Here is a 21,180-nt window from a genome sequence, read left to right on the forward strand (position 1 = left end):
AGAACAAATATATCTAAATAAATTAAATTTATACGACATTGCATGATAATAAAAAAGGTTCACTTATGAACAGAGCCAATCTTCAAGAACTGGGTAATCTGAGGGAGCGGATTCCCGGTGTAATCAACATTGCCCGAATAGCCATCGTCTTACCGCTTTTGGTTTTGCACGCTTTCGGCAGCTACACAGGCGGCAACCTGATTGGCGTTTCGTTGCCGGACGTTGAGTTTTATATCTGGGTAACGCTGTATTTCTTCCTGATTATGCTCTCCGTGTTCCGCCCGGGCTGGCAGTGGCAGTCTTTGGATTTGCCCAATGCCAGTGCCGTGGTCGACATTACCATGATGATGGTTTTGGTGTATATCTCCGGCGGTACGGCTTCCGGTTTCGGGATTTTGGTTTTGCCGTTTGTTGCTACGTCGTGTCTGCTCAGTTATGGCCATTACCCCATGCTGTATGCAGGCTATACGGCCATGCTGTTTATTTTGAACCTGTTTTTAGACGGCAGCATGCGTTTCGATTCGTTTAATTGGGACGCGAAATCAATGGTGAATTCTTCGATGCTGATCGGCGCAGGCTATCTGGTGGCGATGCTGACCTCGTTTGCCGCCCGTTATTTGGAGCAGGCCTCAGAGTCCGCCAGCCGCCATCAACTTGCCTACCGCCGTATCAGCGGCTTGAACCATTTGGTTTTGAACCGCGTACAGGAAGCGGTTGTGGTGATTGATGCGACTCAACGCGTGTGGCTGTTTAACAAGCAGGCAAAAATCTATTTCCCCAGCCTGATTATCGATCAGCAGGAAATCGTGTTTGGCGAGCTGGTGGCACGTTGGCAGCGTCAACCCGACAAACCTTTTGAAACTGATATCCATATTTTCCAACATGCCATGCACGTTCGTGCCGTTCCACTGATTCAGGAGCAAACCGAGCTGCTGATGTTGTACGTCCGCTCATTGCGTGAAGTGGCTGCGGAGGCCATGTCCACCAAGCTAACTTCGCTTGGACAGTTGACTGCCAACCTTGCCCACGAAATCCGCAACCCGATGTCCGCCATCCGTCATGCCAGCGATTTGTTGCAGGAAGGCGACGAGGCAGATCCGCTCAAGGCCAAGCTCTACAACATCATCGACAGCAATATCCAACGTATCGACAAGATGTTGGAAGACGTATCCCTGCTTAACAAACGAGACAACATCAGCCGCCAGCCGATTAATCTGATGAAATTCTGGTTGGAGTTCAAGCAGGAATTTACCTTGAATAATCCCGATGCCATCGGCTGTCTGCGCATGAATATGGACGGCAACAACCTGACCGTATTGGTCGATCCTATGCACTTGCAGCAAGTGATGTGGAACTTGTGCAACAACGCTTGGAGACACAGCCGTCAGGACGAAAACGCCATTACCGTCCTTATCCGTTCAAGCGGCAGGATGCATATTTCCATCGTCGTGGCGGACAACGGCAAAGGCGTGCCGCCCGATGTACGAAATCATTTGTTCGAGCCGTTTTACACCACCGAAAAACAAGGCACCGGCTTGGGGCTTTACGTCGCACGCGAGTTGGCACACGCCAATATGGGGCAGCTGCATTATCACCCTGAAATGAACGGGTTTGAATTGATTTTACCGAAGGAGCAAGCGCAGGATGAATAAATTGCAAGAGCCGGTTTTGGTTGTCGATGACGAGGCAGACATCCGCGACCTGATGGAAATGACCCTGATGAAAATGGGTCTGCACGTCGATACTGCGGCTGGTGTTGAAGAGGCTAAAGACAAGCTGGACAACAACGATTATTCGCTGGTGTTGACCGATATGCGTATGCCTGACGGCTCCGGCCTCGAGGTTGTCCAATACATCGATGAACTGATGCTCGATACGCCCGTCGCCGTGATTACGGCTTTCGGCAATGCCGACCAAGCTGTTGAAGCCTTGAAAGCAGGGGCGTTTGATTATCTGCAAAAACCGATTACGCTGTCGCAGTTGCGTTCATTGGTTAAATCGGCAGTGTCGGTTTCAGACAATACTGCCGAACCCACGCCGTCTGAAAAAGTCAAATCGCAGCCTGCGCCTGTTTCTGCCGCCCTGTATAAACCCGAACCTCAGCCGGCTAAGCCTGTCGTTACGCCTCCTAAGAGCGTACAGAGTGAATTTAACCGGCCTTTGACTGTTCCGGAAGGGCTCAATTCCTTAAAAGAGCGTTTTTCGGCCGGCAGCATCAATCCTGCTTTGCAACAAGACGCACCTGTATTGGAAGGCGAGGACGATATGCCGCGCCTGTTGGGTACTTCGCCGCAAATGGTCGAAGTACGCCACCTGATTCGCAGATTGGCCCGCAGCCTTGTTCCTGTTTATATCTCCGGTGAATCCGGTACGGGTAAAGAGCAGGCGGCGCGCACGATTCACGAGCTGTCCGACCGCGCCGACAAACCATTTATTGCCGTCAACTGCGGTGCCATTCCTGAAAACCTGATGGAAAGCGAATTTTTCGGCTACAAAAAAGGCAGCTTTACCGGTGCGGATCAAGACCGTTTAGGTTTTTTCCAACACGCTGACGGCGGCACTTTGTTCCTTGATGAAGTTGCCGATTTGCCACTTGCCATGCAGGTCAAACTCCTGCGCGCCATTCAAGAAAAAGCCGTGCGTCGTATCGGCGATGCGCGGGAAACCTTTGTGGATGTGCGCATTATTTGTGCGACCCATAAAAACCTCGAAGCTTTGGTTGAAAGCGGCGCATTCCGTCAGGACTTGTATTACCGCCTCAACGTAGTCTCTCTGCATATGCCGCCTTTACGCGAAATGCGCGAAGACTTGGGCGCGCTGATTCTGTATCTGCTGTATAAACACCGTCACGGCAATCAAACCTACAAACTCAGCCCGAAAGCCCAAGAAGCCCTGTTGCATTACAGCTATCCCGGCAACTTCCGTGAGTTGGAAAACATCCTCGAACGCGCCGTTGCGCTAACGGTAGGCCAAGTGATACAAGTGGACGACTTGCAGATTCAAAATGCTCCGCAGGTTAAGGCAGAACGCAGCGGCTTCTCTTTTGACGATATTGCCGAACCCGACGCGCGTGAAACTACGCTCAATCACAGTCCCATTCCACCGTTTGATCCACGCACCATGCAGATACAGGATTACCTCGACCAAGTGGAACGCAGCATCATCGAGCAGGCTTTGCAGCAAACCCGTTACAACCGTACCCAAGCCGCCAAGCTTTTGGGCATCAGCTTCCGCTCTATGCGCTACCGTATGGAACGCTTGGACATCAATTAAAACGTTCAGACGGCCTGAGTTTTCAAGGCCGTCTGAAACATAAGCCTTATGTACAAGATTTATTTTGACGAAACCGCATCTACCGAACTTCGCAGCCTTGCTGCACCTTTCGGGCTGACCGTTATTGATCGGCAGCCTGAAGAAGGCAGTTTCCTTATCGCTGACGAAAGCGGCATCAGTTTGTGCCGCGCCGGTGAAAAAGGCCGTGTTCGCGTTGATTTTGATGGCGGTGCCGCCCATTATCGGCGCACTAAAGGTGGAGGCGAGTTGATTGCCAAAGCCGTCAACCATACTGCGCAACCGACTGTCTGGGACGCTACCGGCGGACTGGGGCGCGACAGTTTTGTGCTTGCCTCGTTGGGCTTGAATGTACAAACTTTTGAACAAAATCCTGCTGTTGCCTGTCTACTTTCAGACGGCCTCAACAGGGCAGGGCAAAGTGAAGAGACACGGGAGATTGCCCAGCGAATTATTTTGCACTTCGGCAATGCCGCTGATTTAATGCAGGAATTGTCCACGCAAAACGGCAGCCCCGATGTGGTGTACCTCGACCCGATGTATCCGGAGCGTCGCAAAACCGCCGCTGTGAAAAAAGAAATGGCTTACTTTCACGATTTGGTCGGTGCGGCACAAGACGAAGCCGAGCTTCTGAACGTTGCATTGAATACCGCCAAAAAGCGCATTGTCGTCAAACGCCCGCGCTTGGGTGAATTTCTCGATAGGCGCAAACCTGCTTATCAATATACAGGCAAAAGCACGCGTTTTGACGTTTACCTTCCGACAAGGCCGTCTGAAGACTAAAAGCAAACTTGCAACATATCAAAAGAAACCGCCGGCGTTATCAGCGCGGCGGCAAAGTGTGATATAAATACCCTTTCCCAAACTTCATTGGAGCAAACTATCATGGAATTAGTATTCATCCGTCACGGACAAAGCGAATGGAACGCGAAAAACCTTTTCACCGGCTGGCGCGACGTCAAGCTGAGCGAGCAAGGTTTGGCAGAAGCCGCAGCAGCAGGTAAAAAGCTGAAAGAGAAAGGCTACGAGTTTGACATCGCCTTTACCTCCGTTCTGACCCGTGCCATCAAAACCTGTAACATCGTTTTGGAAGAATCCGACCAACTGTTTGTTCCACAAATCAAATCATGGCGTTTGAACGAACGCCACTACGGTCAGCTGCAAGGTATGGATAAAAAACAAACCGCAGAAAAATACGGCGACGAGCAAGTCCACATTTGGCGCCGCAGCTACGACACCCTGCCTCCGCTGCTCGATCCTAAAGATCCTAACTCCGCCCACAACGACCGCCGCTATGCCAACCTGCCTAGCGATGTCGTACCTGATGGCGAAAACCTCAAAGTTACCCTCGAGCGCGTCCTGCCTTTCTGGGAAGACCAAATCGCTCCGGCCATCTTGAGCGGCAAACGTGTATTGGTTGCGGCACACGGCAACTCCCTGCGTGCGTTGGCAAAACACATCGAAGGCATTTCCGACGAAGACATCATGGGCTTGGAAATCCCAACCGGTCAGCCGCTGGTGTACAAATTGGATGAAAACCTGAAAGTGATTGAAAAATTCTACCTGTAAGGTAAAGAGAAAAAAGGACGTGTTGGACACGTCCTTTTTTGTACTTGTCAGTATCGAGGCCGTCTGAAGGCAGTTGATGGCGGGTGACATGAAAAAAGGACGCGTAAAGCGTCCTTTATGGAGATTAAACCCTGTATTACTGGTTTTTCTCGATAATTTCTTTGAGGTGAGGCATAGGGCTGTAACCGCTTTGGCTGCGGCCGTTAGGGAAGACCACGGTCGGTGTGCCGTTGAAGCCGAATTGTTCGCCCAATGAAGTGGTTTCTGCAACAGGGTTTTCGCAGTTTGCTTTGCCGCTTGGGAGTTTGCCTTTGCGCATCCAGTCGATCCATGCCTGGGTCGGATTAGGTTGACACCACAACAGCTCGGCTTTGCGCGCGGCATCAGGGTGCAGGCTCGGAATCGGCATCATGAATGTATAAATCGTGATGTCGGTCATTTTTTCAAACTCATGCTCCAAGCGTTTGCAGTACGGGCAGTCCGGATCGGAGAAAACAGCGACTTTCAGTTTGCCGTTGCCGCGTACTTCTTTGATGGCTTTATCCAAAGGCAGGGAAGCGAAGTCGATTTTGTTCAAATCGGCGGCGCGTTCTTCAGTCATGCTTTGGCGCGTATTGACGTTGATGAGGTCGCCAACGAGCATATAGTCGCCTTTAGCATCGGTATAGATGATTTGTTTGCCGCTGACGACAACTTCATAAATGCCTTTAATCGGTGTTTCACTGACGCTCAAAACTTTCAAATCTTGGGCGGCATAGACTTTTTCCAGACGCGCTTTCAAAGAAGCGGCAACGGATTTGTCGGCAGGCGCTTCCGCTTTGGCGGCCGGAGCAGGCGCCGCATTGGCGTTGGATACGGCAGGTTGACCGCATGCCAACAAAGGAAGGACGGCAAACGGCGTTAAGATTTTGATTAACTTGGTTTTCATGCGAGAGACTTGCGTGTGTTGAAAGTAAGGCATTGTATCAAACCTCTGTCATGTCTGCATTGTACTAAGGCTCAAATTATCGTCTGAAAATAGCTTTCGGCTGTTAAAATACGAAAAAATGATTTGATTGTTTGTATGATCTACCACCGTATTGCCGTAAACGTGCCGCTTTCAGACGGCCTTTTGACGTATTCCTATTCCGAGCCGCTTCCTCCGGGAACGCGGGTGCTTGTGCCTTTCCGCAATAAAACCGTTGTTGGGGTTGTGTGGGAAACGGATATTGCGCCGGATATGGATACGGCGCGGATTTTGAGTGTTCAGACGGCCTTTATGGAAGAAAAGCCGTTGCCTCAAAGCTGGCGTGATTTGTTGGCATTTACGTCGCGTTATTACCACTATCCGACCGGGCAGGCGGTGTTTGCCGCATTGCCGCAAGGTTTGAAGGAAACGCGCGTGGTGGAAATGCCGCAGCCGCCGTTGTTTTACGCTTTGAACGAAGCGGGTAGGGCGCAAACGCCGCCGCCGTCTCGGTTCAACAAAAAAGCGGCTTTGTGGGACGCGCTGCTGTCGGGCGGGATGACGATGGCGGCGTTGAAGCAGGTGAACGCGCAGGCGGCGAAATTAATTGAAGATTGGGCGGAACAGGGTTGGATTGAAACTATGGAAGCGGCGAAACCCGTTTTAAGGTCGTGCAATGGGCAGGCTTCGCACTCTGAATTTGTATTAAATGCTGACCAGCAGAAGGCTTCCGATGAAATTCAGACGGCCTTCGGTAAATTTCAGCCGTTTTTGCTGTACGGCATCACCGGCAGCGGCAAGACCGAGGTATATTTCGATGCGATGGCGAAAGTGTTGGCGCAGGGGCGGCAGGTGTTGTTTCTGTTGCCCGAAATCAACCTCACGCCGCAGCTTTTGAAGCGGGTGGAAGACCGTTTTGCCGATGTGCCGACCGCTGTGTTGCACAGCCAAATGGCGGCAGGCAAACGCACGCAGGATTATCTGCGCGCGATGTTGGGACAGGCGAAATTGGTCATCGGCACGCGGCTGGCGGTGTTCACACCGATGGATGATGTCGGGCTGATTGTGGTCGATGAGGAACACGACGGCTCGTTCAAACAGGACAACGAATTACGCTACCACGCCCGCGATTTGGCGGTGTGGCGGGCGAAGCAGAGCGGCTGTCCCGTCGTCTTGGGCAGCGCCACGCCCAGCTTGGAGAGCTGGCACAAGGCGCAAAGCGGCGCGTACCGCCTGCTGCAACTGACCGAACGCGCCCATACCACTGCGCAACTGCCGCAAGTAGACATCCTCAACGTAGGTCGTCTGAAACTCGACAACGGCTTCTCGCCGCAAGCCTTGCAGCTTTTGAAACAGAACTTTGAAGCAGGCGGCATGTCGCTGGTGTACCTCAACCGGCGCGGCTTCGCGCCCGCGCTGTTTTGCGGCGACTGCGGCCATACCTTCGGCTGCCCGAACTGCTCCGCCAAGATGGTGCTGCACCAACGCGCCCGCCAACTGCGCTGCCACCACTGCGACCACCGCGAACCCATCCCATTCAAATGCCCCGACTGCGGCAACCAAGACCTGACCGCCGTCGGCCACGGCACGCAGCGCGTCGAAGAAACCCTGCGCGCCTTCCTGCCCAAGGCCGCCGTCGTCCGCGTCGACAGGGACAGCACCGCGCACAAAAATGACTGGGCGGATTTGTACCGCCGCATCGCCGACAACGAAATCGATATTCTGGTCGGCACGCAGATGCTCGCCAAAGGTCATGATTTCGCGCGACTCAACCTTGTTATCGTGTTAAACGCCGACGGCAGTCTATACAGCGCGGATTTCCGCGCGCCGGAAAGGCTGTTCGCCGAGCTGATGCAGGTGTCCGGCAGGGCGGGGCGCGCCGACAAACCCGGCAAGGTGTTGATACAGACCCAACTGCCCGAACATCCCGTCTTCGCCGCCGTCAAAGCGCAGGACTACGCCGTGTTTGCCGAAAACGAATTGAACGAGCGACAAATGTTCGCCATGCCGCCCTTCGGTTTCCAGACTGCCGTCCGCGCCGACGCGCCGCGCGTTGCCGATGCGATGGAGTTTCTCAACGCCGCCAAAGAAACCATTGCTCCGCTTTTGCCTGAAAGCGTCTCCCAGTTCGGCGCCGCCCCCATGCTGATGGTGCGCCTTGCCGAACGCGAACGTGCGCAAGTTTTCCTCGAATCGACATCTCGACAAGATTTGCATCGCGCCGTGAGTTTGTGGGTACAAGTGTTACAGCAAAACAGGGACGGCAAAATCCGATGGTCGGTGGACGTTGATGTGCAAGAGGCTTGATTGAAATGATTCAATCAATATAGAAATAAAAGGCCGTCTGAAAATCTGTTTTTCAGACGGCCTTAAGTTTTGGAATCAGTTTAGAAGAATTTTGCAGCGATATAGCCGAGTGCAAGCAGACTCAAAACGGCGAATACGATAGCCATTGTAAGCAGAAACTGTGTTTTCTTCCTTGCTGCAAGTGCGGCCAGCTCAGGATTTTGGCCTAACTCTTCGCGTAGTTGGGATTCCAATTCAGCACGGATTTTCTTGCGCAGCTTTTTCTCTTCCTGCTCGCGTTCATATTTGAGCTTGTGGGCAATTTCGGTTTGTTTTTTATGCTCGAAAGAGATTTTTTCCTGCCATTCAATGCGCTTGCGCTGGATGGCCAGCTCATTTTTTTCTGTCAAATCAAAGTGGCAGGTTTTACATTCCTGTGCGTCGAGTTCGTCGATAATCGTCATGCAGACTGGGCATTGGATAGGGTCGGGCGTGTTGACTGCCAACACGGGTTCTTCTTCAACCGCTTCCAACTCCATAGCCTGACGGACGATTACGTCCAAACCTAAATAGCTGAAGTAATGCTGCGCATTTTCGCGCTCGTCTTGGGTGCATTTCTCGGCCACAATAGCTTGCGGACGCTCGGCCAAAGCTTGAATCAGACTCTCGACTTCGTTTTCAGGCAGGTTGTCATACAGGCAGGCATGGATGCGCTCCCTATCCGTGTTCGGCGGATAGGAAACGTATACGTCGAAAAATTTTTCTTGTTTGCTCATTGATATCCCATGAATATTTCGACTGCATCAACCAAATGGGTTGGGTCTGAGGTTTTGTTATTGTGTTTGAGCTGTTTTGGCTTGCGATGCAGGCAAAAACAGAGGCCGCAGTCTTAGGCAGACCGGATAGGGGGTGCCTTTGTGTCGTTAATCGGCTGGACAATGATTTTTTATTTATATGGCAATATGCATGTCCAATGTTATGTCTATTGTAGAGTAAATATTCACGCCCGATATTATTATTATAAGATAAATCCAATATTGTTTAAAATAAATTCACACAAAAGGCCGTCTGAAGATACAGACGGCCTGTTTTTCATGAAGAAACGGATTATTTATACGGAGAAGGACGAGCCGCAACCGCAAGTTGTTTCGGCATTCGGATTGCGGATGACGAATTGAGAACCTTGCAGGCTTTCGGTGTAGTCGATTTCTGCACCAACCAGATATTGGTAGCTCATCGGGTCGACCAAGAACGTCAGGCCGTTTTTTTGGATTTCGAAATCGTCGTCGTTTTTGATTTCATCAAAGGTAAAACCATATTGGAAGCCGGAGCAACCGCCGCCGTTGACGAATACGCGCAATTTCAAATCGGGATTGTTCTCTTCGGCGATCAGGTCGGCAACTTTGGTGCAGCAGCTGTCAGTAAAGATAATAGGGCTTTCGTCTGACATGATGTGATTCCTTTTATATGAATATTTTTACTATTGTCGCTCAAACCGTTAGCCAAGGCAAGTTTGTGCAGACAGGGTCTGCCAGCTTACATGGAGGGCATGGCAGAAATTTCAAGCACCAGTATGTCAGATTTAGATGCTTCTGCCAAACCATTCTACACGGCCGATGATGGCAACGTCGTCGGTCGGGTTTTTCAAGTCGATTTCAAAAGTAGGGTAGGCTTCGTTGGCAGAAATGACGTTGACGATGCCACCGGGTATCAGTTGCAGGCGTTTGACCAAAAGGTTTTCATTGAGGCGTAAAACATAGAGGCCGTCGCGCGGCGTGGTTTGGCCGTGGTTGATGAGGATGGTGTCGCCATCATTCAGCACGCCTTCCATCGAGTCGCCTTTGACTGAGATAACGGAAAGGTTTTTGATGTCTCGCGTTACATAATTTTCAATCCAATAGCGTCGGAACGCCATGGCGAATATGGGTTGCTCATCGCCGACGAGCTGGCCGTGTCCGGCCGCGGCCTGGATGTCGTAACGCGGTACGAAGACAAATTCGTCTATATCGACAGGGTTGCCTAGTGTGTCGGTTGCTGTGGCCTTTGGGGCTTCGGAATCAGGGAAGGGAGAACCTTCGCCTGTTAAAAGCCAGTCTATGCTGCAGCCTTTAAGTTGTTTGATTTTTTTTAGCGTTTCCGATTTCGGCAGGCCTCCTTCGTTCCAGATACGGCTGAATCCGGCGATGGTCATATCGATGTCGGCGGCAATTTTGGCTTGGCGGGCTTCATCTTTCCATAAGAAAGCCAGGCGGTCTTTAAAGGTATCCATGTTTATGCCTTTGTGGAGGTATGTTTTTTATATGGTTTGGACGATTTGAGTGTATTTTACCTTAGTTTTTATAAAATTGTAAGAAAAAAATTACTTCATCTAAGAAAAAGTATTGCATATTCTATTTTTTCTTAGTATTATTCGTTTTGTCTTAGATAAATCGATATTTCTAAATTTCTGTTCGATTTTTCTTAGTTTAATTTTATTTGGTTTAGTTTTTCTGATTTAAACCTGCTATATGATTATGATGAGAGGTGTGAAATGACTCGTTCGCGTAAAAATACTTTTTGGGTGCTGCTGGCGTTGGTACTGGGTTTTTTTGCTCTGCCTTTCGGATCTTCGGAGGCGCATGAGGCGGACGGTAATCTGACGGCTTCGGAATGCGAACGCTTGGGCAGCTTGAGTCTGGATCAGATGGACGGCAGGCTGCTGGCTTTTGCCAAAGAATGCGATATGGTGGAGGCTACCCACGATTGGGAGCAACAGTACGGCAACTTGAATGAAGAAGAAATGCTTGCCGGCGTAGTGTATGAGTGATGTTTGTGAATGAATCGATAAAGGCCGTCTGAATGATCAAAGTTTCAGACGGCCTTGTGTTTTTAATAATGATGGCTTAAGGCATCAATGGTGCATTAGTCAGGCCGGTGGTTTCGGGTAGGCCGAACATGATGTTCATATTCTGCACGGCTTGACCGGCTGCGCCTTTGACCAAGTTGTCGATGACGGAAAGAACAATCCACACATCGTCTTGTTCGGGCGCTTTTTGAACGCTGATACGACAAAGGTTGGCGCCGCGCACGCTGCGGGTTTCAGGTGTCGAACCTGAAGGCAGGATATCGACAAAAGGACTGTCGCGGTAGTATTCGCGCAGTAAGGCTTCAGGATCGGTATGTTCTTGCAGGTGCAGATACAGGGTGGCGTGCATGCCGCGTATCATCGGAACAAGGTGTGGCACGAAAATCAGGCCGTCTGAAACATGGTCTTGCAGCCCAGACAGGGTTTGTCGGATTTCAGGCAGATGGCGGTGGCCGCTGACGCCGTAGGCTTTGAAGTTATCGCCTGCTTCGCACAACAGGGCATGGGTACTGGCTTTTCGGCCTGCACCGGAAACACCGGATTTACAGTCGGCAATCAGAGGCGCGTTGGCTTTCAGACGGCCAGCCTGAAGCAGCGGCAATAAGGGCAGGGAAACGCAGGTAGGGTAGCAGCCTGGGTTGGCCACCAGCATGGCTTTGGCGATGTCGTCTTTGTAAAGTTCGCACAAACCGTACACTGCTTGGGAAACGAGTTGCGGCGCGGCATGGGTCATTTTGTACCATTGTTCCCATGTTGGGATGTTGCGGATGCGGAAGTCGGCAGACAGGTCAATCACGCGTACGCCTTTTTCGACAAGGGACGGTGCTTCTTTCATGGCCACGCCGTTGGGTGTGGCGAAGAACACAAGGTCGCAGCGGTCAAGTCCGGCATCCTCGGGCGTTTGGAATGCAAGGTCGTAAATGCTGCGCAGGCTGGGGAAGTAGTCGGCAACCGCAATACCGGCTTCGCTTCGGCTGGTGACGGCAGTGACTTCTACGTTGGGGTGGCTGCTGAGCAGGCGTAACAATTCAACGCCTGTGTAACCGGTTGCACCGACGATACCAATTTTAATTTTTGTGGTCATGGTGTGGCTCCTTTGTAGGGGTAACAATGCGTTTGATTATATAGTAATTAATTGCCGTCGGTCAGCGGTGCTTGTGCCAAGCTTTGCAATAGAGGGCTAAACAGGCCGTCTGAAATATGGGATTAACGATATTGGAGAGAGGATTTCAGACGGCCTGAGCGTTTGGAAAACGCAGTTTGCGGTTTGATTTGTGGTGGGTGTTTCGTCTTTATCCTATCCATACGAATACACAATAAAAATGTAAAAAAATGCCCCCGGGTTGGAGGACCGGAGGCAAGTATCCAAGGAGTAGCTCTCATCAACAAGAACTAGTTACTTGGTACTATATCCCTTGTTAGGATTGAAAGCAAGCGTTTTGCACATTTTAACGGTTAAATAATTTTTTCATTCAAATTCAGCGAGCTATCAGATAGGGATCGAATCCTGAGATAATGGTAATAGAGGATAGGCTAAGAACAATTAAAACGGCAGGTATCAGTGATTGGGAGCAGCCATACTCTGAGCATTACTCTGATGTGTGTGTACATGGCAATATTGATTGAGTCGGTCGGGGGGGAAGCTGAAACCTTCTAACTAACCGAGTTGAGCTAAAGTGAGGCCTTCTTCAAACTGATTGATAAAATAGCTGAAAGGCATGAAATGCGTGCGCCGATGAGGAAGGGTTTGTTTTTAAATATAAATTTACAAATCATTTATTTCATTCAATTTTGATATTGTTAAACCATCGGGCCAAAAAAAGGTTGCCATCGGAAGGGGAGCCGTTGGCAACGAATGGAGGTGGTAATGCAATGAAAGCTAGATATAAGGAGTAGTGCCAAACTAGCTATAAGTAACTATATCGAAACTGTAAGAAAAATCAACACAAGTTGCCTGTTACTGGCAAAAATTTTTAGTCGGCTTGCCTAAAATCAAATTTTTAAGTAATTGCTTGGTTAGTTGATGCTGGGATTGGTATTGGTAGCTTGAGCTGAATTGTTATAGGCCGTCTGAAAATTGCCGGGGTTGTTCGGCTATAATGCTGTTTTGGTTTTTTAAGGCCTTTGCAAAAATATGGTTTTGTTGTTTTAAGCTGAATGTGTACCAGATTTTTTTGCAAAGCTTTTGGGGTATGAGGAGAAAGAGATGAAGAAGGTTTTGGTGTTGCAACATGGGGATTTGGGCGCGTGCGACTGGTCGGTGTTTGGCGGTTTGGTGTCTGCGCCATCAGGGAAGTCGGTGTTGCGTGTGCCGGTTGATGATGATTTTGAATTGACGGACGAGATGCGTGCGGCGTTGATTGCGCAGCAGATAGATGGCGCAGTATTGCCGGATGTGGCTTTTGCTGATTTGGGACTGATTGTCAGCGATATGGATTCGACGCTGATTACGATTGAGTGTGTGGATGAGATTGCGGCCGGTGTCGGGCTGAAGGATGAGGTGGCTGCAATTACGGAGCAGTCGATGCGCGGCGAGCTGGACTTTGAGCAGTCTTTGCGTAAGCGTGTGGCTTTGCTGGCCGGTTTGGACGAGCGCGTGTTGGAGGAAGTGTACGAGAATGTGTTGCAGCTGTCGCCGGGCGCGGAATTTTTGTTGGAAGAGTGTAAACGGAATGATATGAAGTTTATGCTGGTGTCGGGTGGATTTACGTTCTTTACGGAACGCCTGCAACGGCGTTTGGGCTTGGATTTCCATTTTGCAAATGTATTGGAAGTGGAAAACGGCAAGCTGACAGGCCGTCTGAAAGGGCGGATTATCGATGCGCAGGCTAAGGCGGATTTGTTGCGTGAATACCGTGAGCGTCTGGGTTTGGCTCCGTGGCAGGTGGTGGCGATGGGTGATGGTGCGAATGATATTCCGATGATACGGGAGGCGGGATTCGGCATTGCTTATCGGGCGAAACCGAAAACTGAAGCGAATGCGGATGCGTGTGTGCGCTTTGGTGGTTTGGAACGGATACGCGGTTGGTTTGCGTAAACGGTTTGAGGATGTTTGTCAGTCAGGCCGTCTGAACAATCGGGAAACCGGTTTTCAGACGGCCTGATGTTTTATAAGGCGATAAAACGGTAACCTTCGGCATCGACTTCGAGAATGGAGGCGTAATTGTCGCGCCAGTCGCCGAGTACGATACGGGTGTAATCGGCGTTGCGGTGGATGTTTTCGCGGTGGGTATGGCCGTGGATGAGCAGGGGCGTGTGGAAGCGTTGGACGGTTTCGTGGGTAAAGGCCGGATTGACATCCATGATGTCGGCGGTTTTGTGTTGTTTGTCCTGTTTACTCTGCTTGCGGATTTTGGTGGCGATGTTTAGCCGGAGTGTGAGCGGCAAAAGCAGGAACAGGCGTTGCAGCCATTTTTGATGGACGGTACGGCGGAATTTTTGATAAGAATGGTCGTCGGTGCAAAGGGTGTCGCCGTGACAGAGTAGGGTGGGTGTGCCGAACAGGTCGATCACAGCGTACTCGGGCAGTAAGGTCATGCCGGTATCGCGGGCGAAGGTTTTGCCGATGAGGAAGTCGCGGTTGCCATGGATAAAATAGCAGGCGATGCCGCGCTCGGTCAGGCCGCGGATAGTTTGTTTGATGGTTTGAACCAAAGGGCTGTTTTCGTCATCGCCGATCCAAAAATCGAAAAGGTCGCCAAGAATGTATACGGCTTGGGCGTGGACGGCTTTTTCTTGCATAAATTTTTGGAAGAGTGCGGTCAGCTGAGGATGGGATTCGCTCAGGTGCAAATCGGCGATGAAGTAAATCGGCATGATGATGTGGGGCGTATGGGAAGGGTTTTATTATAACTTGGGTTGCCGCGTTTGGATTTGGGCTTGGTGTTTTTCGTTTGTAATGTAGTGATTTTATTGTTTTGATTTGGTGTGATAAAGGCCGTCTGAAACATCTTTTCAGACGGCCTTTTGGTTTATTGGGCTTTGCCCTGATAAGTGATTTGTTTCAGCGTATCTTCTTGGTACAAGTCGCTGATGGGGACGGTATAGAAGAATTCGTTGCTACGGACAAAGCGGTTGACCAAGTCTTTGTCGAGATGGAGGACGTGGTGTCGCAGTTTGTTTAGGCCTTTGAATATCATGGTACTCCAACGCATATAGCCGTCTGAATTAGGGCGGATGTCGTTCATGGCGTCAAGGGCGAGGAGTTTGCGGTTTTGCTCTTCTTTATCCAAAGGATGGGAATAGATGCTTTGGAAGTAAAACGGTTGCTCGGAGGATGGCGGCAGGCTGAGGGAGGAACCTACTTTGCCGATAGGGAAGTCGTCGCTCAGATAATGTATGGTGTGTAAAAACAGATTGCCACGGCGGTAATCGATTTTGCGTAGGGCTTCGATGGCGGCCAGCGCAGTATGTTGGTGGTCGGGATGCGCATCAATATTGGGGGACGGCGATACGATAATATCCGGCTGGAACGTTTCTATCAGATAGCCAAGGTTATCCACTAAGCTGGTCCAAGTCGAGCCGGGTTTGAGGTGCTTCGCCAATGAGGAGGTATTGGCACGGCGAAAAATATCGACATCGGCTGTATCGATTTTGGTCGATTTAATCTCTTTTTCCGGATTTTGGCGCATGGCGGTCAATGTGCTGTCGAAGTAGCCCAGTTGCAGGATGTTTTCAGACGGCACGCCGGCCAAAAGGGGAACGGTCAGGCTGTTCCAAACGCGCATCCGGCCTTTTTGCAGATATTGTGCCTGAGTATCGCAGTCGCATGTGCTGTAAAGATTGCCATAGTGAAAGCTGCCGCCTTCGCTGGCGGTTAAAGTGCAGATCATTGAATTGGCCGCGTGTTTTTCGTACAAACCGTATGCGCTGAGTTCGGCATCGTCAGCATGAGGCGCGAGGACAAGGATTTTTTTGCCGTCTAGGTTTTCACGTGGATAAACAGAGAGTTCGATTTCTTGGTCGGGCAAGGACAGGTATTTGCCTTCCAAGCGGACAGTTTTGTCGCTGTCGGAGAAGGTGTCGCTCAGATTGATATAGCGCACGCCTTTTGCGCCGTATTCGAAATATTGCTTCCATTTGCCTTTGGATGAAATGGTTTCGACAAAAGGCAAGAACAACAGTCCCATCCAGTTGGACTTGATGCGGATTTTGGCAATGACGGTATCCTGTCCGCTGACAGTGGCGGGCAAGGTTAGGCTGCCGCCTTTGAGGGTAGCATGCGCGGTAGAGGGAAGGGAGGGATAGTTATAGTCTTGGTGTGTGTTATAGGCAAACTGTTTTTTGTGAATAATTGAAGTAATAATAAACAACAAAATAAAAAAAGTCAGTATCAGCCCCGTCAGTATCAGAAACATTGTTTGGTTCCTTTATTGTTGTAACAGTCATGATAGTGCTTGTGGAGCTTATTTGTTTGTTTTTCTTACAAACGGTTGTTTTTCATACTCTAACGTCATTAAAGTGAACATTTAAAATAAAACAGTTTGCGGGTTGATTATATATAAACGACCAAAATGTAGAAAGGCCGTCTGAAAAATTTGAAAGAAATTTCAAAAATTTCAGACGGCCTTGATATTTTAAAGGTTAAGCCGGTAAATTATGCTTCTTTTGTTTCAACTGCTTTCTGACGCAGACGTAGGCTTAACTCGCGAAGTTGTTTGTCGTCGACCACATTAGGTGCATTGGTCAGCAGACATTGTGCACGTTGTGTTTTTGGGAAGGCAATCACGTCGCGGATGGATTCCGCACCAGTCATCAGGGTAACCAGACGGTCGAGGCCGAATGCAAGGCCGCCGTGAGGAGGCGCACCGAATTTCAGGTTGTCCAAGAGGAAGCCGAATTTCTCTTGTTGTTCTTCAGGGCTGATTTTCAGCGCGGCAAACACTTTCTCTTGTACGTCTGCGCGGTGGATACGGATAGAGCCGCCGCCGATTTCCCAGCCGTTCAACACCATGTCGTAGGCACGGGCCAAACAGTTTGCCGGGTCGGAAACCATCAGGTCTTCATGACCTTCTTTAGGCGCGGTAAACGGATGGTGTACGGCAACGTAGCGGTCGGCTTCTTCGTCGTATTCGAACATTGGGAAATCGACAACCCACAAAGGTTTCCATTCGTCTACGAAGTAGCCGTTGTCTTTGCCGTGTTCCAAGCCGACTTTGATACGCAGCGCGCCGATGGCTTCGTTCACGACTTTGGCTTTGTCTGCGCCGAAGAAGATGATGTCGCCGTTTTGCGCGCCGGTACGCGCAATGATTTCTTTCAGGGCGTTTTCAGACAGGAATTTGACGATTGGAGATTGTAGGCCGCTGTCTTCGCCGTTGGAGAGGTTGCTCACATCGTTTACTTTGATGTATGCCAGACCTTTCGCGCCGTAGATGCCGACAAATTTAGTATATTCGTCGATTTCTTTGCGGCTGAATTTCGCGCCGTTAGGTACGCGCAGAGCGACTACACGGCCGCCTTTCATGTCGGCTGCACCACGGAAGACTTTGAATTCTTCGGTCTTCATTAGGTCGGTCAACTCGGTGAATTTCAAGTTGATGCGCATATCCGGTTTGTCAGAGCCGTAGTAGAACATGGCTTCAGAGTAAGGCATGCGTGGGAAGTCGCCCAAATCTACGTTCAAAGCATCTTTGAAGACTTGTTTGGCCATGCCTTCAGTGATGTCCATGATTTCATCCTCGTTCAAGAACGAGGTTTCCAAGTCGATTTGGGTAAATTCAGGTTGACGGTCGGCACGCAAGTCTTCGTCACGGAAACATTTGGTGATTTGGTAGTAACGGTCGAAACCGGCAACCATCAGCAATTGTTTGAACAATTGCGGAGATTGCGGCAGAGCGAAGAATTCACCCGGATGAACGCGGCTTGGCACGAGGTAGTCGCGCGCGCCTTCCGGAGTGGAGCGGGTCAGCATCGGGGTTTCGATGTCGATGAAGCCTTGCGCGTCCAGATAACGGCGAACGCCCATGGCCACTTGATAACGCAGGCGCAGGTTGCGTTGCATGGTAGGACGGCGCAAGTCGATAACGCGGTTGGTCAGGCGCACGTTTTCGCTGATGTTTTCATCGTCAATTTGGAACGGAGGCGTAGCAGCAGCGTTCAAGACTTCGATTTCTTTGGCAAGGATTTCGATTTTGCCGGAAATCATTTTGTCGTTGGTTGTACCTTCTGGACGATTGCGTACGCGGCCGGTAATGCTCAAAACGTATTCGTTGCGGGAAGAGTCGGCAGCGGCAAATGCTTCCGGAGTGTCAGGGTCGATAACGACTTGAACGATGCCTTCGCGGTCGCGCAGGTCAATAAAAATCACACCGCCGTGGTCGCGTCGGCGGTGTACCCAGCCTTTGACGGTAACGGTTTGGTCTAAGTATTGCTCGCTGATAAGGCCGCAATAGTTGGTACGCATAAAATCACCTTTTTATATTGTTCAATTTGAAAAAGAAGGAAAGGCCGTCTGAAAAAAAGAAGACCTTAATTGTTGTGTTCGGTATCACCGTCTTTAGACGGTTTTTGGGCAGGTAGGGCTTTAACCGGCAAGTCGTCTGGCATGACCATGCCCAGTGAAATCACATATTTCAATGCCTGATCCACGCTCATGTCCAGCTCGCGCACGTCGCTTTTTTTCACCATGATGTAATAGCCGCCGGTCGGGTTGGGCGTGGTTGGGACGTAAACGGAAATATAGTCGTCATCTTGCGGCAGGCTGCCTTTGAGTTTGGCGGGAATATGGCCGGAAACAAAGGCTATCGTCCAAATGCCCGGTTGCGGAAAGGGAACCAGTACGGGGGTTTTGAACGAGCGGCTGCTGTCAGAGAGCAGGGATTCGGAAACTTTTTTAACGCTGGAGTAGATGGATTTGACGACGGGAATGCGTCCTAAAAGGCTGTCCCATGCACCGAGAATCCGTCTACCCAATACGTTGGCGGCGAATACGCCGGTAACGAACAAGACGACTGTGGCGGCGACGATGCCCAAGCCGGGAATGTTGAATCCCCAGAAATGCTGGGGCTGCCAGCTTTCCGGCAATAGGTTGATCAGTCTGTCGGCGGCGGAGATGATGTAGCTCATCGCCCAGATGGTTACGGCAATCGGCAACCAAACCAGCACGCCTGTAATCAGGTATTTCTTTAAAGCCTTGGCGATTTTTCCGCTTTCGGCTGCGGCTTCTGTCATCTTTGTTTCATTCCGGCAAGTTTTGCCCAAACTTTACATTATACGCGTTTGGGCGCTAGGAAACGAGTATTTTAAACGAATGGCTTGTTTTGTTTTATTGTTTCAGACAGCCGCCTTGATTGCATAGGCCGTCTGAAACAATATGGGGGCATTTAGATGCCGTCCCAGTCGTTGAACATCAGGCCGAAGCCGATGCCGTTTTGTTTGTGGTTGTAGTCAATCAGACTTTCGCCGTAGCCGTGGAAGCCGCGGACAACGCCTTTGAGTTTGCCTTTGATGGGGAAAGTATAGGCCGCTTCAACGGCACCGCGTCCGCTTTTCGGGTTGTAACGCAGGACGGAATAAACATTTTGCTTATCGTTGAAACGGTATTGGACTTTCAAGTCGCCGTAGCCCATGTATTTGTTGATGTCCGGATTGTCATCGTCATCCCCTTTTTGGTCGAAGGCGCGCATCCAAACTCTAGGGATGACGGTCAGCTTGCCCCATTCCATACCGGCCATGGCGTAAACCCGGTTCCATGAGCGTGATTCGGGGCGGCTTTGACCATTGGACTGGTGAACAAAACCTGCGCCAACCATACGCAGTTTGCCGCCGAAAGGCAGGTCTGCTTTAACGGGTTGGGTAATGAAGATTTCAGGCTCGTAGTCGGTATTGCGGAACGGAGCGGATTTGCGGCCTTGGTTGAAGATTTGCCAGTCGGATTTTTGGGTGTAGCCAAACCATACGTCGGCACGGGTTTTGAATAAATCTTCGGCAATCTTGCTTTTGAAGGAAACCTGCATTTTGGTTTCAAGGCGTTTTTGCTCGCTGAATTTTTCCTGCGTGGTTACGCCACGACTGGGGGATTCCGGGTGGTAGTTGGGGCTGCTGTTGTACCAAACGGGCATGAGGTACATAGGGTTGTGCTCGCGTACGCTCAACAGGCCGCGTGTGTCGTTTTTATCCAAATCGTACATCAGGCTTAAAGGTGTGTAGCTGTCGGTAGTTTCGCTTAATACGTCGTCTGAAATATTCGGATGGGTAGGGTTGTCGAATACGATGGCCGCTTCTTTTTTCTCGATGCTCTTGCGGACGCTTTGTTCGAGGTCAACTGGTGTTTTGGCGGTTTCGGTTTGCGCTTGCGGCAGTGGGAATTGAGGGGGGAGTTGCGCCGAGTAGATGTTGTCGTAACACGCCAAACGGGTGGCGTTGTCTTGAATGGTGGTGCAGTGTAGGGCGGTATCGGCGGTGGCCAGCGGGGCTGCGGCAATGAATCCGATACTTAGGGAATGTTTCAACATCTTGGTCATGAGAGTTTCCGTTGTTTTTCAGACGGCCTGATGAAAGGGTAAATGGTTTTATTTAGTTGGTTTGGGCGGTGAATACGGCAATGCCCCTGAAAGGCAGGACCTCAGGGGCATCGTATCAGCTCGATTATCCTGCTTTGGTTATCAGGACTTCCAGCATCTGCATCAGTATTAAGCCAAAGCTTTTACTTTAGCAGACAGACGGCTTTTGTGACGGGCTGCTTTGTTTTTGTGGAATACGCCTTTGTCAGCGATACGGTCGATGACTTTAACGGATTCTTGGTAAACTGCTTGAGCAGCAGCTTTGTCGCCGGCTTCAACTGCTTTCAACACTTTTTTCACAGCGGTACGGAATGCAGTACGCAGGCTGGCGTTGTGGGCGCGTTGTTTAACCGACTGGCGGGCACGTTTGCGGGCTTGTGCGCTGTTTGCCATATTGAATATCTCCTGAAAAATAAATTCTGTAAACGCGCAATTTTAAAGACAGATTTCCTTGTATGCAAGTTTTTTCTCTATAAACGTGCGCAAATCAGCCGTATTTTGCCCAAAAACGACAGCCGGTGCAACGCTTTTGGGAAAAAGATGATATTGCTTTGCCTTATTTCAATAAAAATCAGATGGATATTGCTTTGCGTTTGCTTACGTTTCCATTACAATAGCCTAACTTTGCGCCGGGGTGTTTATGGGGTGCAGGGTTTCTTATTTAGGGTATACGGATTTAATGGTTGATGGGGCACCTTCACCCCATCAATCTGATACCACCCTCAGATGGTTGATAGATC

Annotated in this window: 18 protein-coding genes; 7 read left to right on the plus strand and 11 right to left on the minus strand. The window is 50.2% G+C overall.

The genetic code is table 11. The annotated features are described in order from the left end of the window. The first annotated feature begins 65 nt into the window (after positions 1-65). The 4 genes from ACTHSA_RS06435 (at position 66) to ACTHSA_RS06450 (ending at position 4,860) form a co-directional block, all read left to right on the plus strand. Complete coding sequence (locus ACTHSA_RS06435) at positions 66-1,652, plus strand: two-component system sensor histidine kinase NtrB (RefSeq protein ID WP_070625064.1); 1,587 nt, start codon at positions 66-68, stop codon at positions 1,650-1,652. Further along, entirely contained in the window at positions 1,645-3,273 is a 1,629-nt protein-coding gene (locus ACTHSA_RS06440) for a sigma-54-dependent transcriptional regulator (RefSeq protein ID WP_004518841.1), read from the plus strand. The genes ACTHSA_RS06435 and ACTHSA_RS06440 overlap by 8 nt, the downstream gene beginning before the upstream one ends. Positions 3,274-3,321: 48 nt before the next feature. Beyond that, complete coding sequence (locus ACTHSA_RS06445) at positions 3,322-4,074, plus strand: class I SAM-dependent methyltransferase (RefSeq protein WP_070625063.1); 753 nt, start codon at positions 3,322-3,324, stop codon at positions 4,072-4,074. A gap of 102 nt (positions 4,075-4,176) precedes the next feature. Next, positions 4,177-4,860 (plus strand): 2,3-diphosphoglycerate-dependent phosphoglycerate mutase, encoded by a 684-nt coding sequence (locus tag ACTHSA_RS06450; protein WP_049337039.1) that lies wholly within the window; start codon positions 4,177-4,179, stop codon positions 4,858-4,860. A gap of 136 nt (positions 4,861-4,996) precedes the next feature. Here the strand turns inward: ACTHSA_RS06450 and ACTHSA_RS06455 are convergent, their stop codons facing one another. Further along, positions 4,997-5,788 carry a DsbC family protein gene (locus tag ACTHSA_RS06455; RefSeq protein ID WP_004518838.1) on the minus strand — a complete coding sequence of 264 codons (792 nt, stop codon included), beginning with the start codon at positions 5,786-5,788 and terminating at the stop codon, positions 4,997-4,999. Between the two features lie 135 nt (positions 5,789-5,923). Here ACTHSA_RS06455 and ACTHSA_RS06460 point away from each other — a divergent pair, with 135 nt between their 5' ends. Then, the gene (locus ACTHSA_RS06460; RefSeq protein WP_004518837.1) at positions 5,924-8,113 is read left to right on the plus strand and encodes a primosomal protein N'; all 2,190 of its coding nucleotides are present in this window, start codon (positions 5,924-5,926) and stop codon (positions 8,111-8,113) included. An 80-nt stretch (positions 8,114-8,193) separates the two neighbouring features. Here ACTHSA_RS06460 and ACTHSA_RS06465 read toward each other — a convergent pair whose 3' ends face one another. The 3 genes from ACTHSA_RS06465 to ACTHSA_RS06475 form a co-directional block, all read right to left on the minus strand. Next, entirely contained in the window at positions 8,194-8,868 is a 675-nt protein-coding gene (locus ACTHSA_RS06465; RefSeq protein ID WP_004518836.1) for a hypothetical protein, read from the minus strand. Positions 8,869-9,203: 335 nt separating this feature from the next. After that, complete coding sequence (gene erpA, locus ACTHSA_RS06470) at positions 9,204-9,542, minus strand: iron-sulfur cluster insertion protein ErpA (protein ID WP_003680162.1); 339 nt, start codon at positions 9,540-9,542, stop codon at positions 9,204-9,206. 132 nt (positions 9,543-9,674) lie between these two features. Further along, a complete protein-coding gene (locus ACTHSA_RS06475; protein ID WP_004518834.1) occupies positions 9,675-10,361 on the minus strand; it encodes a S24 family peptidase in 687 nt (228 codons plus the stop codon). Positions 10,362-10,622: 261 nt separating this feature from the next. On the opposite strand from ACTHSA_RS06475, the gene ACTHSA_RS06480 reads away from it, so the two are divergent. Continuing rightward, positions 10,623-10,898, plus strand: a complete 276-nt coding sequence (locus ACTHSA_RS06480; protein WP_003680156.1) for a hypothetical protein — start codon at positions 10,623-10,625, stop codon at positions 10,896-10,898. A gap of 76 nt (positions 10,899-10,974) precedes the next feature. Here the strand turns inward: ACTHSA_RS06480 and argC are convergent, their stop codons facing one another. Beyond that, the gene (gene argC, locus ACTHSA_RS06485; RefSeq protein WP_070625062.1) at positions 10,975-12,021 is read right to left on the minus strand and encodes an N-acetyl-gamma-glutamyl-phosphate reductase; all 1,047 of its coding nucleotides are present in this window, start codon (positions 12,019-12,021) and stop codon (positions 10,975-10,977) included. Positions 12,022-13,143: 1,122 nt separating this feature from the next. Between argC and serB the strand changes: the two genes are divergently transcribed. Then, positions 13,144-13,974 (plus strand): phosphoserine phosphatase SerB, encoded by an 831-nt coding sequence (serB, locus tag ACTHSA_RS06490; RefSeq protein WP_083307453.1) that lies wholly within the window; start codon positions 13,144-13,146, stop codon positions 13,972-13,974. Positions 13,975-14,045: 71 nt separating this feature from the next. Here the strand turns inward: serB and lpxH are convergent, their stop codons facing one another. The 6 genes from lpxH to rpsT form a co-directional block, all read right to left on the minus strand. Then, positions 14,046-14,756 (minus strand): UDP-2,3-diacylglucosamine diphosphatase, encoded by a 711-nt coding sequence (gene lpxH, locus ACTHSA_RS06495; RefSeq protein ID WP_210386326.1) that lies wholly within the window; start codon positions 14,754-14,756, stop codon positions 14,046-14,048. Positions 14,757-14,908: 152 nt separating this feature from the next. Beyond that, positions 14,909-16,294, minus strand: a complete 1,386-nt coding sequence (locus tag ACTHSA_RS06500; protein ID WP_070625060.1) for a PIG-L deacetylase family protein — start codon at positions 16,292-16,294, stop codon at positions 14,909-14,911. 239 nt (positions 16,295-16,533) lie between these two features. Further along, positions 16,534-18,342 carry an aspartate--tRNA ligase gene (aspS, locus tag ACTHSA_RS06505; protein ID WP_070625059.1) on the minus strand — a complete coding sequence of 603 codons (1,809 nt, stop codon included), beginning with the start codon at positions 18,340-18,342 and terminating at the stop codon, positions 16,534-16,536. 65 nt (positions 18,343-18,407) lie between these two features. Continuing rightward, positions 18,408-19,109 carry a DUF502 domain-containing protein gene (locus ACTHSA_RS06510; RefSeq protein WP_070625058.1) on the minus strand — a complete coding sequence of 234 codons (702 nt, stop codon included), beginning with the start codon at positions 19,107-19,109 and terminating at the stop codon, positions 18,408-18,410. Between the two features lie 152 nt (positions 19,110-19,261). After that, entirely contained in the window at positions 19,262-20,401 is a 1,140-nt protein-coding gene (locus ACTHSA_RS06515; protein ID WP_070625057.1) for a phospholipase A, read from the minus strand. A 168-nt stretch (positions 20,402-20,569) separates the two neighbouring features. Beyond that, a complete protein-coding gene (gene rpsT, locus ACTHSA_RS06520) occupies positions 20,570-20,833 on the minus strand; it encodes a 30S ribosomal protein S20 (protein WP_002212556.1) in 264 nt (87 codons plus the stop codon). Between the last annotated feature and the right edge of the window lie 347 nt (positions 20,834-21,180).

It is taken from the genome of Neisseria sp. P0008.S002 (assembly GCF_051962805.1).
GTDB classification, from domain to species: Bacteria; Pseudomonadota; Gammaproteobacteria; order Burkholderiales; family Neisseriaceae; genus Neisseria; species Neisseria perflava.